The following is a 15,071-nucleotide window of genomic DNA, read 5'->3' on the forward strand; positions in this document are numbered from 1 at the left end:
AACGGAATGCTGGCCTCCTCCCGGAACTCACAAACCGCCCGTGTACAGCAGCCTGTTGGGCGTGCTGTCCCGCACATTGGCCCGGGGGATCTGCGTCGCCACATCGGAGGAGGTCAGCCAGTCGGTCACCGCCCGGGCCGTCGCGTCGGGGTGGGCCGCCCGGTAGAGCGCGGCGACGCCCGTCACATGCGGGGCCGCCTGCGAGGTGCCGCTCATGGTCTCCGTGCCGCCGCCCATCCGGGCGGAGACGATCTCGTTCCCCGGCGCGAGGAGGCGTACGCAGGTGCCCCAGTCGCTGAAAGCGGTCATGTGGTCGGTCTGGTCGGTCGCCCCGACGGGCACCGCGCCCGGGGCGCCGCCCGGCGAGTTGCCGCAGGCGTTCGTCGCGTCGGCGCCGCCCTCGGCGTTGCCCGCCGAGACGACCGGGAGGATGCCCTTGTTCGCGATGGCGTTCACGGCGCTGTCGGTGGCCGACGAAGAGGGGCCGTTGATCGAGGCGTTGAGCACGGAGGCGGAATCGGCGTTCTGCGCGACCCAGTCGAGCCCCTGGACGAAGCGGGCGGTGGAGGTCGATCCCCCGCAGTCGAGCACGCGGACGCTGACGAGACTCACCCCCCGGGCCACGCCGTGCTGCGCGCCGCCGACGATGCCCGAGACATGGGTGCCGTGACCGGAGCCGGTCGGGCAGTCGGAGCCGTCGCCGTTGGGGTCGACCAGGTCGACGCCTTTCCCGGCACGGCCGCCGAACTCCTGCTGCGCGTAGTCGATCCCGGTGTCCACGATGTAGGCCGTGACGCCCCGGCCGGTGCCGTTGACGTTGAACTGCCCGTCGAGCGGCAGGTTCCGCTGGTCGATGCGGTCCAGGCCCCAGGAGGACGCGGCGACCCTGCCGGGCCGGGGCCCCCGGGAGCCGGAGGCGTGGAAGAGCGCGTCCTCCTCGACCGCCGCCACGTCCGGCGCCCGGCGGACGGTGTCCAGCTGACCGGCGGAGAGCTTCGCGGCGAAGCCCAGGAAGGCGTGCCGGTAGACGATGTCCGGGGTCACGCCCAGCCGGGCGGCGAGCGTACGGGGGCTGCCGCCGCTGCGGAGCGTGACGATGTAGTGGCCGGTGACGGCCGTGCCGGAGGTCCGGTGCAGGGGGGCGGGGGCCGGTTCCCGGGACCCGGGGGCGGCGGGGGCCGCGGCGGCGAGGGCGAGGGCGGCGAGGAGGACGGCGGTCGGGCGGTGCCGTGGATGTCGGTGCGGGGTCATGCCCCCTGGATAGGGCCCCGCGCGGCGGCCCGCGATCGGGGCTGGTCCGTCTGGCGGGGATGCCGCCCGGCCCGCCCGGGGGCCCGGTTCGCCTAGACCACCCCCGTCCGGTTAGGTTTTCGCACATGACCGAAGCTGCTGCCCCCTCCACCACCGGCGCCGTCGCCGCCGGCCTCGCCACGATCGCCGCCGACGGGACCGTCCTCGACACCTGGTTCCCGGCACCCGAGCTGGTCGAGGAGCCCGGCCCGGCCGGCACCGAGCGGCTGACCGCCGACGCCGCCGCCGAGCTGCTGGGTGAGAACGCCCTCAAGGCCGTCGGCCCGGACCCGCGCCGGAACGTCGAGGTCGTCGCCGTCCGTACGGTCATCTCCTCGCTCGACGACAAGCCGCTCGACGCGCACGACGCCTACCTGCGTCTGCACCTGCTCTCCCACCGCCTGGTCCAGCCGCATGGCCAGAGCCTGGAGGGCGTCTTCGGCCTGCTCGCCAACGTCGCCTGGACCTCGCTCGGCCCCGTGGCCGTCGACCAGGTCGAGCAGGTGCGGCTGAACGCCCGCGCCGAGGGCCTGCACCTGTCGGTCACCAGCATCGACAAGTTCCCGCGCATGACCGACTACGTCGCCCCCTCCGGCGTCCGCATCGGCGACGCCGACCGCGTCCGCCTGGGCGCGTACCTCGGCAAGGGCACCACCGTCATGCACGAGGGCTTCGTCAACTTCAACGCCGGCACCCTGGGCACCTCCATGGTCGAGGGCCGCATCAGCGCGGGCGTCGTCGTCGGCGACGGCAGCGACATCGGCGGCGGCGCGTCCACCATGGGCACGCTCTCCGGCGGCGGCAAGCAGATCATCTCCGTCGGGAAGAACTGCCTGCTCGGTGCCGAGTCCGGCATCGGCATCGCGCTCGGCGACGAGTGCGTCGTCGAGGCCGGCCTCTATGTGACCGCCGGCACCCGCGTCACCATGCCCGACGGCGAGATCGTCAAGGCCCTGGAGCTCTCCGGCGCCGACAACATCCTCTTCCGCCGCAACTCCACCACGGGCGCCGTCGAGGCCCGCCCGTACAAGGCCACCTGGGGCGGCCTCAACGAGGCGCTGCACAGCCACAACTGACGCACGGGGCACGTTCGTTCGCCGAGCGGCCGTACGGCGGGAGACCGCGGTACGGCCGCTCTGGCGTGTCCCGGACGTGCTGCGCCACCATGGGTGCCGTCGGTCCACGGGAAGCGAACCCATCGGAGGGCGTCATGAAGCTGGGCAAACCGCTGGCGGTCGGCTTCGCGGAGGAGACCGGGGAACCGGACGTCGTCGTGGAGGCGGACGGATCCGCCGAGCCGGCGGCCGCCGAGCGCACCGCCGAAGAAGCCGTCCCGGCCGGGCGATGAGGCTCCGGCTCCCCCAGGAGCGCCCCGCCGAGCCGCCCACCGGCTACAAGATCGCCTATCCGGTGCTCTCCCGGAACGCCACCGGGGCCGGATTCACCGGTGTCTCGCTCGGCGGCGGCGCGCCCTACGGCGCCCTGGACGACGCCCGCTGCGTCTACGGCCGCCGGCACCACCCCCCGGCCCGCCGCTGCGACTGCGGCTTCCACTGCCTGCACTCCCTCGCCGACGCGCTCGCCCTCACCTGCGCCGGGCAGCACCGCCGGGCGGTCGTCCTGGAGATCGGCGTCCTCGGCTCCTACATCCGCTACGAGCGCGGCATGCGCTACGCGCGCCAGCGCGTGCGCACGGTCCGCGTCGGCTCCTGCGCCTGCGGCCACGACGCGGTCCGCTTCGCGGACGCCGGGTGGGGCCGCCCGGGCTGGCGCGTGGTCGCCGCGGACTGCGGCGGCTGCGCACTGGGCGGCGCGAGCGTGACGTTCGAGGAGTTCGAGAGGCTGGTCGGGGACGGGGTGAAGGTGACGGCCGAGCGGAGCGGAGCCGTCACCGACCGGACGCTGCCGGAGCTGATGGCGGAGGCGGCACTGCTGCAGGCCCGACTGGACTGGTTCGAGGGCCAGTTGGCGAGATTCCCGATGCCCGACTAGGGATGGGTTCCGGCGGCGGCATCCACTGCGCGATGCAACAGCAGCCCGCCGCCCGGGCGTTGCCGGGTGACGGGCTGCTGGAGGAGCGGGCGCTCAGGCGCTGAGGCCGATCGGACGCCGAGGCCGATCAGACGTTGAAGCCCAGCGCGCGGAGCTGCTCGCGGCCGTCGTCGGTGATCTTGTCGGGGCCCCACGGCGGCATCCAGACCCAGTTGATCCGGAGCTCGTTGACGATGCCCTCGGTCGCGGACTTCGCCTGGTCCTCGATGACGTCGGTCAGCGGGCAGGCCGCGGACGTCAGGGTCATGTCGAGGGTGGCGATGTTGGCGTCGTCGATGTGGATGCCGTAGATCAGGCCGAGGTTGACGACGTCGATGCCCAGCTCGGGGTCGACCACGTCGTAGAGGGCCTCGCGGACCTCGTCCTCGGTGGCCGGCTTGGTGGTGGTCACTTCGTCGCTCATGCGGTCTTCCTTGCTGAGTTTTCGGGGCTCCCGCCCATCGCCTGGGCGGTCGCGTCCTTCCACGCCATCCAGCTCAGGAGGGCGCACTTCACCCGCGCGGGGTACTTGGAGACGCCGGCGAACGCGACGGCGTCCTCCAGCACCTCCTCCATGGCGTCGTCCGGCTCGATCCGGCCCTTGGACTGCATCAGCTCCAGGAAGGTCTCCTGGATCCGCTGCGCGTCGCCGAGCTCCTTGCCGACCAGCAGCTCGTTCAGCACCGAGGCGCTGGCCTGGCTGATGGAGCAGCCCTGGCCCTCGTACGAGACGTCCTCGACCGTCCCGCCGGAGAGCCGGACGCGCAGGGTGATCTCGTCGCCGCACGTGGGGTTGACGTGGTGCACCTCGGCGTCGCCGGGACGCAAGCCCCGCCCGTGCGGGTGCTTGTAGTGGTCCAGGATGACGTCCTGGTACATCGAATCAAGCTTCACAGTCCGCTGCCCATCTGCCCATCAGCCCTGCCCATCAGCCGAAGAAGTTCCTCACGTGCTCCAGGCCCTCGACCAGCGCGTCGACCTCACCGGGGGTGGAGTACAGATAGAACGACGCCCGCGTGGTCGCCGGAATTCCGTACCGCAGGCAGACCGGACGCGCACAGTGGTGGCCGACCCGGACGGCGATGCCCTGCTCGTCGAGGACCTGGCCCACGTCGTGCGGGTGGATGTCGCCGAGCGTGAAGGAGATCGCGGCGCCGCGGTCCTCGGCCGTGGTGGGGCCGATCAGCTTGAGGTCGGGGACCTCCTGGAGCCGCTGGATCGCGTACTGGGTGAGCGCGTGCTCGTGCCGGGCGATCTTCTCCATGCCGATCGAGGTGAGGTAGTCCACGGCCGCGCCGAGGCCGACGGCCTGGGCGATCGGGGGCGTGCCCGCCTCGAACTTGTGCGGCGCGGGAGCGTAGGTGGAGGAGTGCATCGAGACGGTCTCGATCATCTCGCCGCCGCCGAGGAACGGCGGCAGGTCCTCCAGGAGCTCCTGGCGGCCCCACAGGACGCCGATGCCGTCCGGGCCGCACATCTTGTGGCCGGTGAAGGCCACGAAGTCGGCCTGGAGCGACTGGACGTCCAGCGGCATGTGCGGAGCGGCCTGCGAGGCGTCGATCACGACCAGCGCGCCGACCTCCTGGGCGCGCCGGACGATGGCCTCGACCGGGTTGACCGTGCCCAGGATGTTGGAGACCAGCACGAACGAGACGACCTTGGTCTTCTCGGTGATGATCTCCTCGATGTTGGAGAGGTCGAGGCGGCCGTCGTCGGTCAGCCCGAACCACTTCAGCTTCGCGCCGGTGCGCTGCGCGAGCAGCTGCCACGGAACGATGTTGGAGTGGTGCTCCATCTCCGTGATGACGATCTCGGTGTCGTGGTCCACCCGGTACGGCTCGTCGGCCAGACCGAGCATGTTCGCCACGAGGTTGAGCGACTCCGAGGCGTTCTTGGTGAATATCACCTCGTCGCGGCTGGGCGCGTTGATGAACGCCGCGATCTTGTCGCGCGCGCCCTCGTAGAGCGCCGTCGCCTCCTCGGCGAGGACGTGCACGCCGCGGTGGACGTTGGCGTTGTGCCGCTCGTAGTACTCGGCGATGACGTCGAGGACCTGGCGCGGCTTCTGGGAGGTCGCCGCGTTGTCCAGGTAGACGAGCTTCTTGCCCTCGTGCACAAGGCGGTCGAGGATCGGGAAGTCCTTGCGGATTGCCTCGGTGTCCAGCAACCCCGGGATATGGGTCACGCGGTTACGCCTCCCGTCGTGTACGCCTCGTAGCCCTCTTCCTCCAGCTTGTCGGCGAGCTCGGCGCCGCCGGACTCGACGATGCGGCCGTTGGCGAAGACGTGGACGAAGTCGGGCTTGATGTACCGCAGGATGCGGGTGTAGTGCGTGATCAGCAGGGTGCCGACCTCGCCGGTCTCGCGGACGCGGTTGACGCCCTCGGAGACGATGCGCAGGGCGTCGACGTCCAGGCCGGAGTCGGTCTCGTCGAGGATGGCGATCTTCGGCTTGAGGAGCTCCAGCTGGAGGATCTCGTGGCGCTTCTTCTCACCGCCGGAGAAGCCCTCGTTGACGTTGCGCTCGGCGAAGGAGGGGTCCATGTGGAGCCGCTCCATGGCCTCCTTGACCTCCTTGACCCAGGTGCGCAGCTTGGGGGCCTCGCCGCGGACGGCGGTGGCGGAGGTGCGGAGGAAGTTGGAGACCGAGACGCCGGGGACCTCGACCGGGTACTGCATGGCGAGGAAGACCCCGGCGCGGGCGCGCTCGTCGACGGACATCTCCAGGACGTCCTCGCCGTCGAGGGTGACGGTGCCGCCGGTGATCGTGTACTTGGGGTGGCCGGCCAGCGAGTAGGCCAGGGTGGACTTGCCGGAGCCATTGGGGCCCATGATGGCGTGGGTCTCGCCCTGCTTCACGGTCAGGTCGACGCCGCGCAGGATCTCCCGGGAGCCGTTGTCGGCCTCGACGGAGACGTGCAGGTCGTGGATCTCAAGCGTTGCCATGGGGAACTCAGGACTCCTGGGTGATGGAGACGAGCACGGACGCGTCCGGGCCGTCTCCTTCGATCTTGACGGGGTAAACGGGGACCGGTCGGGTGGCGGGGAGCCCCGACGGCTTTCCGGTGCGCAGGTCGAACGTGGAGCCGTGCAGCCAGCACTCGATGGCGCAGTCCTCCACCTCGCCCTCGGAGAGCGAGACGTTCGCGTGCGAGCAGATGTCGTATATGGCGAAGACCTCGCCCTCGGTGCGGACGATCGAGACGGGGGTGCCCTCGATCTCCACCCGCTTGGGGGTGTCCTCCTCGAGGTCGCCGAGCGCGGCGACGCGTACGTACGTCATGCCACCGACGCCTTCAGCTCGGCCTCGATCTTGGTGATGAGGCGCTCCTCCAGCTCGGGGATGCCGATCTGCTGGACGAGCTCGGCGAAGAAGCCGCGGACCACCAGACGGCGCGCCTCGTCGGCGGGGATGCCGCGGGCCATCAGGTAGAAGAGCTGCTCGTCGTCGAAGCGGCCGGTCGCCGAGGCGTGGCCGGCGCCGACGATCTCACCGGTCTCGATCTCCAGGTTGGGGACCGAGTCGACGCGGGCGCCGTCGGTGAGGACCAGGTTGCGGTTGAGCTCGTAGGTGTCGGTGCCCTCGGCGGCGGCGCGGATGAGGACGTCGCCGATCCAGACGGCGTGGGCGTCCTTGCCCTGGAGCGCGCCCTTGAAGACCACGTTGCTGCGGCAGTGCGGCGTGTCGTGGTCGACGAAGAGGCGGTGCTCCTGGTGCTGGCCCTGGTCGGTGAAGTACAGGCCGTAGAGCTCGGCCTCGCCGCCCGGGCCGCCGTAGACGACGCGGGGGTGGAGGCGGACCAGGTCGCCGCCGAAGGTGACGATCACGGACTTGAAGCTGGCGTCCCGGCCGACCAGGGCGGTCTGCTGGGCGGCGTGCACCGCGGTGTCGTCCCAGTCCTGGACGGAGACGACGGTGAGCTTGGCGCCGTCGCCGAGGACGTACTCGACGTTGGCCGCGAGGGTGGCGTCACCGGTGTGGTCGATGACGACGATCGCCTCGGCGAAGGCACCGACCTCGACGAGCGCGTGGGCGTAGGCCACCCCGCCCTCGCCGTGCACCGCGACCCGGACGGGCTCGGTGAGCTGGGTGTCCTTGGGGATGGAGACGACGGTGGCCTTCTCGAAGGAGCTGAACGCCTGGGCGGCGACCCGGTCGACGGGCTTGCCGGCCTTGCCGAGGCGGGAGTCGTCCCGTCCGACGGTCTCCACGGTGACGCCCTCGGGGGCGCTCACCTCGACCTTGACGCCGGCGCCGTCGGCGACCGCCGTGCCGTCGTGCAGACCGCGGAGGCGCTCCAGCGGGGTGAAGCGCCACTCCTCCTCGCGGCCGTGCGGCACGGGGAAGTCGGCGACGTCGTACGAGGCCGGGGCGCTGACCCGCGCGTCGATGGGCTGCTGGGGTCCGCCCACCTGGATGGCGCCGTCGGTGGTGCTGCCGGCGGGAGTGTTGTCAGCCATGGCTGTCGTGGTTTCTCTTCCTGTCCAAAAGGTTCGCTGCGGTCGGGAGGGCGGTGGGCGTCAGCCGACCGAGCCTTCCATCTGCAGCTCGATCAGCCGGTTGAGCTCCAGGGCGTACTCCATGGGCAGCTCGCGGGCGATCGGCTCGACGAAGCCGCGCACGATCATCGCCATGGCCTCGTCCTCCGACAGACCGCGGCTCATCAGGTAGAAGAGCTGGTCGTCGCTGACCTTGGAGACGGTCGCCTCGTGGCCCATGGAGACGTCGTCCTCGCGGACGTCCACATAGGGGTAGGTGTCGGAGCGGGAGATGGTGTCCACCAGCAGCGCGTCGCACAGCACGTTGGACTTGGAGCCGCCGGCGCCCTCGCCGATCTCGATCAGACCGCGGTACGAGGTGCGGCCGCCGCCCCGCGCCACCGACTTGGAGACGATGTTGGAGGAGGTGTTGGGCGCCATGTGGACCATCTTGGCGCCGGCGTCCTGGTGCTGGCCCTGGCCGGAGAAGGCGATGGACAGGGTCTCGCCCTTGGCGTGCTCGCCCATCAGGTAGACGGCCGGGTACTTCATCGTCACCTTGGAGCCGATGTTGCCGTCGATCCACTCCATGGTCGCGCCCTCGTAGGCGACGGCGCGCTTGGTGACCAGGTTGTAGACGTTGTTCGACCAGTTCTGGATGGTCGTGTAGCGGCAGCGGCCGCCCTTCTTGACGATGATCTCGACGACGGCGCTGTGCAGCGAGTCCGAGGAGTAGATCGGGGCGGTGCAGCCCTCGACGTAGTGGACGTAGGCGTCCTCGTCGACGATGATCAGCGTCCGCTCGAACTGGCCCATGTTCTCCGTGTTGATCCGGAAGTAGGCCTGCAGCGGGATGTCGACGTGGACACCCTTCGGGACGTAGATGAAGGAACCGCCGGACCACACGGCGGTGTTCAGCGCGGCGAACTTGTTGTCACCGGCGGGGATGACCGTGCCGAAGTACTCCTGGAAGAGCTCCGGGTGCTCCTTCAGGGCGGTGTCGGTGTCCAGGAAGATGACGCCCTGCTGCTCCAGGTCCTCGCGGATCTGGTGGTAGACGACCTCCGACTCGTACTGGGCGGCGACGCCGGCGACCAGGCGCTGCTTCTCGGCCTCGGGGATGCCCAGCTTGTCGTAGGTGTTCTTGATGTCCTCGGGCAGGTCCTCCCAGGAGGCGGCCTGCTTCTCGGTGGAGCGGACGAAGTACTTGATGTTGTCGAAGTCGATGCCGCTCAGGTCGGAGCCCCAGGTCGGCATGGGCTTCTTGCCGAAGAGCTTCAGTCCCTTGAGGCGGAGCTTCAGCATCCACTCGGGCTCGGTCTTCTTGGCCGAGATGTCGCGGACGACCTCCTCGGAGAGGCCGCGCTTGGCTGCGGCACCGGCCGCGTCGGAGTCGGCCCAGCCGTATTCGTACGTGCCCAGGCCCTCGAGCTCAGGGTGGGCAGTCTCCGTGGGGAGAGTCATGCGGGGTTCCTCCCGGCCGTGCTGGTGGATGCGGTGGTCTTGTTGGGGATGAACGTCGTGCACACTCCGTCGCCGTGGGCGATGGTGGCAAGACGTTGCACATGCGTTCCGAGCAGGCGGGAGAAGACCTCGGTCTCCGCCTCGCACAGCTGCGGGAACTGCTCGGCGACATGGGCGACCGGGCAGTGGTGCTGGCAGAGCTGTTCGCCGACCGGCGCTGTGCGCGCCGTAGCAGCGTACCCGTCCTCGGTCAATGCCCTGGCCAGAGCCCGTGTGCGGTCTTCGGGGGGAGCGGCGGCCAGCGCCGCGCGGTACGCCTCGGCCTGCGCGGCCATGCGGGCGCGGGCGAAGGCGGCTACCGCGGCCTCGCCCATCTCCCCGCCGCCGGCGGCCTGGGCGATCCAGCGCAGGGCGTCGCCCGCCAGCTTGTCGTAGGCCTGGTCGAAGGCGTCCCGGCCGCAGTCCGTCAGGGCGAAGGCCTTGGCGGGGCGGCCGCGGGTGCGGGCCCCGTAGACCCGCTTCTCGCGGGGCTCGACGAGGCCCTCGCCGACCAGGGTGTCCAGGTGGCGGCGGACGGCCGCCTGGGTCAGCTCCAGCCGCAGGGCGAGCTCGGCGGCGGTGGACGGGCCGTGGTCGAGGATGGACCTCACCACGCGGGCCCGGGTGCCGCGCTGCTCGTCCTGGGCGGGCTGGTCCTGGGACGCAGGGGTGGGTACGCGCCCGTACGGCCCGGCGGCCTGCCCGGCCGCGAGCCCCTCCGGAGCCTCGCCCGCGTATTTCACAACACCATTGTTGCGTAATTTGCTGAGCCCGGACAAGCCTCGGCCGGTCCACCCGAGGTGGTTTCGATCACTTAGGGTCACCTAACCAGCACGGTTGTCCAGGCATTTTCCCCGCCCCGGCGGCACGCGGCGCCCCGCGGGCTTCGTAGACTGCGCGGCATGCGCAGCGCCTTCCCGGGGGATCCCCGGACCCCCGGCAGCGAGCCGGCGGTCGAGGTCCGCGGCCTCGTCAAGCGGTACGGGAACAAGACCGCCGTGGACGGGCTCGACCTCACCGTGGCGGCCGGCTCCCTCACCGCCGTCCTCGGCCCCAACGGGGCCGGCAAGACCACCACCATCGAGACCTGCGAGGGCTACCGCCGCCCCGACGCGGGCACGGTCCGGGTGCTCGGCCTCGACCCGGTCGCCGACGCCGCGGCCCTGCGCCCGCGCGTGGGCGTGATGCTGCAGAACGGCGGCGTCTACGCCGGCGCCCGCGCCGACGAGATGCTGCGGCACGTCGCCGCCCTGCACGCCCACCCGCTGGACGTGGACACCCTGATCGAGCGACTCGGCCTGGGCGGTTGCGGCCGCACCGCCTACCGCCGGCTCTCCGGCGGGCAGCAGCAGCGGCTCTCGCTGGCCATGGCCGTGGTCGGCCGCCCCGAGCTGGTCTTCCTCGACGAGCCCACGGCCGGCCTCGACCCCCAGGCCCGCCGCGCCACCTGGGACCTGGTGCGCGAACTGCGCGCCGACGGCGTCACCGTCGTACTCACCACCCACCACATGGACGAGGCGGAGGAGCTGGCGGACGACGTCGCGATCATCGACGGCGGCCGGGTGATGGCCCAGGGCAGCCCCGAGGAGCTGTGCAAGGGCGGCGCGGAGAACACCCTGCGCTTCACCGGCCGCGCCGGCCTGGACATCACCTCGCTCCTCAAGGCCCTGCCCGCGGACTCGACGGCGGTGGAACTGATGCCCGGCAGCTACCGGGTCGGCGGAGCGATCGGCCCCCAGCTGCTGGCGACCGTCACCACCTGGTGCGCCCAGCACGGCGTGATGCCGGACCGGATAGCCGTGGAACGGCACACGCTGGAGGACGTCTTTCTGGAGCTCACGGGCAAGGAGCTGCGTGCATGATGCAGGACACGAAGGCGGGCCGGGGGTCCGGGGGTTGTCCCCCGGGAGGACACAGCCTGGAGCTGACCGGCAAGGAGCTGCGCGCATGACCGCTGTCGACGGGACGTTCACCCCCCGGCCCGGCGCCGCCCCGCTCCCCCGGATGATCCGGGCGCAGGCCGCGCTGGAGACCCGGATGCTGCTGCGCAACGGCGAGCAGCTGCTGCTGACGGTCGTCATCCCCACGCTGCTGCTGGTCCTCTTCAGCACCGTGGACATCGTCTCCGTGCCCACCGGGCAGACGGGCGGCTCCGGCAAGGCCGTCGACTTCCTCGCCCCCGGCGTCCTCGCGCTGGCCGTGCTGTCCACCGCCTTCACCGGCCAGGCCATCGCCACCGGCTTCGAGCGGCGCTACGGCGTCCTCAAGCGGCTGGGCGCGTCCCCGCTGCCGCGCTGGGCGCTGATGACCGCGAAGACCTGCTCGGTGCTGGTCACCGAGGTCCTCCAGGTCGTCCTGCTGACGGTGATCGCCTTCGCCCTCGGCTGGTCGCCGCACGGCAACCCGCTCGCGGTGCTCCTGCTGCTCGTCCTCGGCACGGCGGCGTTCTCGGGGCTGGGCCTGCTGATGGCCGGCACGCTGAAGGCCGAGGCCACCCTGGCCGCCGCCAACCTGGTCTTCCTGCTGCTCCTGGTGGGCGGCGGGGTGATCGTGCCGCTGGAGAAGTTCCCGGACGCGGCCCGGTCCGTGCTGGAGCTGCTGCCGATCTCCGCACTGTCGGAGGGCCTGCGGGACGTGCTGCGGGACGGCGCCGGAATGCCCTGGCGGGACCTCGGGATCCTCGCCGTCTGGGCGGTGCTGGGGCTGGGCGCGGCGGGCCGTTTCTTCCGCTGGGAGTGAGCGCGCGCCGTACGGGGGGCCCTCGTGAATCCATGCACAAGCGCCCCCGTACGATGACGGGGTGCCGAAATCGATGAACCCCCTCCAGCTCATCGCCGACCGCTGGCAGCCCTCCGCGCAGTTCGTCCGGCGGGCCTCGCTCGCCTGTGTCGTCATGGGCGTGGTCATCGTGGTGACGGGCGGCGCGGTCCGCCTCACCCAGTCCGGGCTGGGCTGCCCGACGTGGCCGACGTGCACCGAGGACAGCCTGACGCCGACGCCCGAGATGGGCATCAACGGCGTCATCGAGTTCACCAACCGCATGCTGACGTATGTGCTCTGCGCGGTCGTCGGCGTGGCCATCGTCGCGGCCCGGGCGCGGACGCCGCGCCGCCGCGACCTGACGCGGCTGGGCTGGGCCCAGTTCTGGATCGTCGCCTCCAACGGCATCATCGGCGGCATTACCGTCCTGACGGGCCTCAACCCGTACATCGTCGCCACCCACTTCCTGGCGGCGACCTCGCTGCTGACCGTGGCCGTGATCATGTGGCGGCGGGCCTCCGAGGGCGACGAGGAGCCGCGCGACCTGGTGGCCCGTCCCGTGCGCCAGCTCGGCTGGGTGCTGACCGTGGCGACCGCCCTGCTGATCGTGGCGGGCACGGTGGTCACCGGCTCCGGCAAGCACGCGGGCGACGCGAAGAAGGACGTGCACCGGATCCCGCTGAGCTACCGCGAAGTGACACAGTTGCACGTGGACTTCGTCTTCATCGTGCTCGGTCTGACGGTGGCGCTGTGGTTCGTCCTGCGGGCCGTGAAGGCGCCGGCGGGGCCGCGGCGGCGGGTGGTGGAACTGCTCGCGGTACTGCTGCTGCAGGGTGTCGTGGGCTACGTGCAGTACTTCACGGACTCGCCCGAGATCCTCGTGGGCACGCACCTGTTCGGCTCGTGCCTGGTGTGGATCGCGGTGCTGCGGGTGGCACTGTCGCTGCGGGACCGGGGTGAGCTGGTCGCCGTACCGGCGCAGGCGACCGAACGAGTCGCTCCGCTGGCGGCTGCGGGCCGTTAGAGAGCCCCGGACCCGCCCTTTCACCCTTTCTCGCCGCGCTCCGCGCGAGTTGTCCTCAAACGCCGGACGGGCTGAAATTCAGCCCGTCCGGCGTTTGAGGACCCAGGTCCGAGCGGAGCCCGGAAGAAACGGTGAAAGGGCGGGTCCGGGGCACAAACCCCCCGCGGCACCTCACGCCGCGTTCGGCCGCCCACCCACCTGCATCCCCGCCATCCGGCCCCACTCGTACGGACCGGTACGCACCTTCGCCGCCATCTCCCCGTCGAAGTCCTCGTGCACCGTGATGCCCGCGAGCTCCACCGCCCGCTCCGCGGCCGCGTACGACCGGGCCACGAGGTTGCCCCACTCCCCGTCGGCGCCCACCAGGGCGATCCGGGTCCGGCCGCGCCCTATGTGGGCGAGCTGCCCCTCCGCACCGCCGCCGTGGCCGCGCGCGAACGCGCCGATCTGCTTGGCCAGCCGGGCCGCCTCGCGCTGGTCCCGCGCGTCGGGCCGGGCCTCCTGCCGGTTGTCTGCGTCTGCCATGGGCAGGATGCTACCGACGGGTAGCCCATAACGCGACGGGCGGCGCGGGTGGCCTTGACCACCTGCGCCGCCCGTCCGGACGACCAGCGGGACTACCGCAGGAAGGGATCGATCGCGACCGCCGTGAACAGCAGCGACACATAGGTGATCGACCAGTGGAACAGCCGCATCTCCTTCAGCTTCGCCCCGGTGATCCCGGCCTTCGCCCGCGCCTGGAGCGCGTGCGCCTCCTTCAGCCAGAAGGCGCCGCAGGCCACGGCCACCACCGTGTAGAACCAGCCGGTGTAGCCCAGCGGCGTCAGCAGCAGGGAGACGCCGACCATCACCCAGCTGTAGAGGACGATCTGCCGGGCGACGACCTTGTTGCCCGCGACGACCGGCAGCATCGGGACGCCGACCCGCTCGTAGTCGTCCTTCACCTTCATCGACAGCGGCCAGTAGTGCGGCGGCGTCCAGAAGAAGATGACGAGGAACAGGATCACCGAGGCCCAGGAGACCTCGTTCCTGACCGCGGACCAGCCGATGAGGACCGGCAGGCAGCCCGCGATGCCGCCCCACACGATGTTCTGCGCGGTACGGCGCTTGAGGATCATCGTGTAGACGACGGTGTAGAAGAGCGAGGCGCCCAGCGAGAGCACCGCCGACAGAGGATTGACCAGGAACCAGAACCACACCGTCGACCCGACGGTGAGCGTCGCGGCGAAGACCAGGCACTCGCGCGGCGAGACCATGCCGGTCACCAGCGGGCGCTGGGAGGTCCGGTCCATCATGGCGTCGATGTCGCGGTCGTAGTACATGTTGAACGCGCCCGCGCCACCGGCGGAGAGGTAACCACCGACGCAGGTGGCCAGCACGAGCCACATGTCCGGGACGCCCTCGGCGGCGAGGAACATCACCGGGACCGTCGTCATCAGCAGCAGCTCGATGACGCGCGGCTTCGTCAGCGCCACGAAAGCCTTGACACGGGCCCCGAACGGCCGGTGTTTGGGCTTCTCGGCGGCGAGGACCCCCGCAGGACGGGATTCGACGGCCGTCACGCACACCCCTGACAGAGATAAGGCCAGCAAGCACATCCGGCCCTCGTGCGACCGGGGAAGACTTGCGCGTACCAAGCCACTCTAGACGCAGGGCCTTGCACGGCCTCCGCCGGGGTGGGTCGTGTTGGGCGGTCCGGGAACCACCTGCGGCGCCGTTCGGGAGGCGGGCTCCGGCGACTCGCCCCACGCTGGACATATGGCCACTACCTGCCAAAGGGGAATCAATCCGGCCGCGTACCGGTTGCCACGGCGAAGAGCGGACGACCGCTCGACGAAGAGCGGGTAACCGCTCAAATGGGCTGGCCCGTAAGCCGACCGCTCGTCGAAAAACGCGCGTTCCCGCAAGGGTAGGCTCGACACCGCCGCGTCGTGGCGGAACATACCGCCCCCGGCCAGACAATGTGGAGAGGAGCCCTGAACTA

Annotated in this window: 17 protein-coding genes; 6 read left to right on the top strand and 11 right to left on the bottom strand. The window is 71.0% G+C overall.

Features of this window, described 5'->3' with window-relative positions; genetic code table 11:
• Nucleotides 1-27 precede the first annotated feature (27 nt).
• A complete protein-coding gene (locus tag AB8735_RS10300; RefSeq protein ID WP_372406803.1) occupies nucleotides 28-1,251 on the bottom strand; it encodes a S8 family peptidase in 1,224 nt (407 codons plus the stop codon).
• Nucleotides 1,252-1,376: 125 nt separating this feature from the next.
• On the opposite strand from AB8735_RS10300, the gene dapD reads away from it, so the two are divergent.
• From dapD to AB8735_RS10315, 3 genes are all read left to right on the top strand, one after another.
• Complete coding sequence (dapD, locus tag AB8735_RS10305; protein WP_344024767.1) at nucleotides 1,377-2,366, top strand: 2,3,4,5-tetrahydropyridine-2,6-dicarboxylate N-succinyltransferase; 990 nt, start codon at nucleotides 1,377-1,379, stop codon at nucleotides 2,364-2,366.
• A gap of 134 nt (nucleotides 2,367-2,500) precedes the next feature.
• Nucleotides 2,501-2,638, top strand: coding sequence for a hypothetical protein (locus AB8735_RS10310; RefSeq protein WP_372406805.1), 138 nt, complete (start codon nucleotides 2,501-2,503; stop codon nucleotides 2,636-2,638).
• Nucleotides 2,635-3,282 (top strand): hypothetical protein, encoded by a 648-nt coding sequence (locus tag AB8735_RS10315; protein WP_372406806.1) that lies wholly within the window; start codon nucleotides 2,635-2,637, stop codon nucleotides 3,280-3,282. The genes AB8735_RS10310 and AB8735_RS10315 overlap by 4 nt, the downstream gene beginning before the upstream one ends.
• 127 nt (nucleotides 3,283-3,409) lie before the next feature.
• Here the strand turns inward: AB8735_RS10315 and AB8735_RS10320 are convergent, their stop codons facing one another.
• Genes AB8735_RS10320 through AB8735_RS10355 form a run of 8 tightly spaced genes read right to left on the bottom strand, consistent with a single transcriptional unit; the run spans nucleotide 3,410 to nucleotide 10,046 of the window.
• A complete protein-coding gene (locus tag AB8735_RS10320; RefSeq protein WP_344024761.1) occupies nucleotides 3,410-3,745 on the bottom strand; it encodes a metal-sulfur cluster assembly factor in 336 nt (111 codons plus the stop codon).
• Nucleotides 3,742-4,215 carry a Fe-S cluster assembly sulfur transfer protein SufU gene (gene sufU / locus AB8735_RS10325; protein WP_344024759.1) on the bottom strand — a complete coding sequence of 158 codons (474 nt, stop codon included), beginning with the start codon at nucleotides 4,213-4,215 and terminating at the stop codon, nucleotides 3,742-3,744. Before sufU ends, AB8735_RS10320 begins: the two co-directional genes overlap by 4 nt.
• A 34-nt stretch (nucleotides 4,216-4,249) precedes the next feature.
• Entirely contained in the window at nucleotides 4,250-5,506 is a 1,257-nt protein-coding gene (locus AB8735_RS10330) for a cysteine desulfurase (protein WP_344024757.1), read from the bottom strand.
• Nucleotides 5,503-6,267: a Fe-S cluster assembly ATPase SufC gene (gene sufC, locus AB8735_RS10335; protein WP_344024755.1), complete on the bottom strand. Its 765-nt coding sequence runs from the start codon at nucleotides 6,265-6,267 to the stop codon at nucleotides 5,503-5,505. The genes AB8735_RS10330 and sufC overlap by 4 nt, the downstream gene beginning before the upstream one ends.
• Before the next feature lie 7 nt (nucleotides 6,268-6,274).
• Nucleotides 6,275-6,604, bottom strand: coding sequence for a non-heme iron oxygenase ferredoxin subunit (locus AB8735_RS10340; RefSeq protein WP_344024753.1), 330 nt, complete (start codon nucleotides 6,602-6,604; stop codon nucleotides 6,275-6,277).
• Complete coding sequence (sufD, locus tag AB8735_RS10345) at nucleotides 6,601-7,782, bottom strand: Fe-S cluster assembly protein SufD (protein WP_344024751.1); 1,182 nt, start codon at nucleotides 7,780-7,782, stop codon at nucleotides 6,601-6,603. The genes AB8735_RS10340 and sufD overlap by 4 nt, the downstream gene beginning before the upstream one ends.
• A 60-nt stretch (nucleotides 7,783-7,842) precedes the next feature.
• Nucleotides 7,843-9,264 (bottom strand): Fe-S cluster assembly protein SufB, encoded by a 1,422-nt coding sequence (gene sufB, locus AB8735_RS10350; RefSeq protein WP_344024749.1) that lies wholly within the window; start codon nucleotides 9,262-9,264, stop codon nucleotides 7,843-7,845.
• A complete protein-coding gene (locus AB8735_RS10355) occupies nucleotides 9,261-10,046 on the bottom strand; it encodes an ArsR family transcriptional regulator (protein WP_344024747.1) in 786 nt (261 codons plus the stop codon). Before AB8735_RS10355 ends, sufB begins: the two co-directional genes overlap by 4 nt.
• A 159-nt stretch (nucleotides 10,047-10,205) precedes the next feature.
• Between AB8735_RS10355 and AB8735_RS10360 the strand changes: the two genes are divergently transcribed.
• The 3 genes from AB8735_RS10360 to AB8735_RS10370 all read left to right on the top strand — a co-directional run bounded on the left by AB8735_RS10360 (nucleotide 10,206) and on the right by AB8735_RS10370 (nucleotide 13,087).
• A complete protein-coding gene (locus AB8735_RS10360; protein ID WP_372406809.1) occupies nucleotides 10,206-11,165 on the top strand; it encodes an ABC transporter ATP-binding protein in 960 nt (319 codons plus the stop codon).
• A gap of 85 nt (nucleotides 11,166-11,250) precedes the next feature.
• The gene (locus AB8735_RS10365; protein WP_344024743.1) at nucleotides 11,251-12,042 is read left to right on the top strand and encodes an ABC transporter permease; all 792 of its coding nucleotides are present in this window, start codon (nucleotides 11,251-11,253) and stop codon (nucleotides 12,040-12,042) included.
• Nucleotides 12,043-12,103: 61 nt separating this feature from the next.
• A complete protein-coding gene (locus AB8735_RS10370) occupies nucleotides 12,104-13,087 on the top strand; it encodes a COX15/CtaA family protein (RefSeq protein WP_344024741.1) in 984 nt (327 codons plus the stop codon).
• A 171-nt stretch (nucleotides 13,088-13,258) separates the two neighbouring features.
• Here the strand turns inward: AB8735_RS10370 and AB8735_RS10375 are convergent, their stop codons facing one another.
• Nucleotides 13,259-13,612: a hypothetical protein gene (locus tag AB8735_RS10375; protein ID WP_372406810.1), complete on the bottom strand. Its 354-nt coding sequence runs from the start codon at nucleotides 13,610-13,612 to the stop codon at nucleotides 13,259-13,261.
• A gap of 92 nt (nucleotides 13,613-13,704) precedes the next feature.
• A complete protein-coding gene (locus tag AB8735_RS10380; RefSeq protein WP_344024737.1) occupies nucleotides 13,705-14,649 on the bottom strand; it encodes a heme o synthase in 945 nt (314 codons plus the stop codon).
• Nucleotides 14,650-15,071: the final 422 nt, after the last annotated feature.

The sequence above is a fragment of the Streptomyces luteireticuli genome (assembly GCF_041519305.1).
Taxonomy (GTDB): Bacteria; Actinomycetota; Actinomycetes; order Streptomycetales; family Streptomycetaceae; genus Streptomyces; species Streptomyces luteireticuli.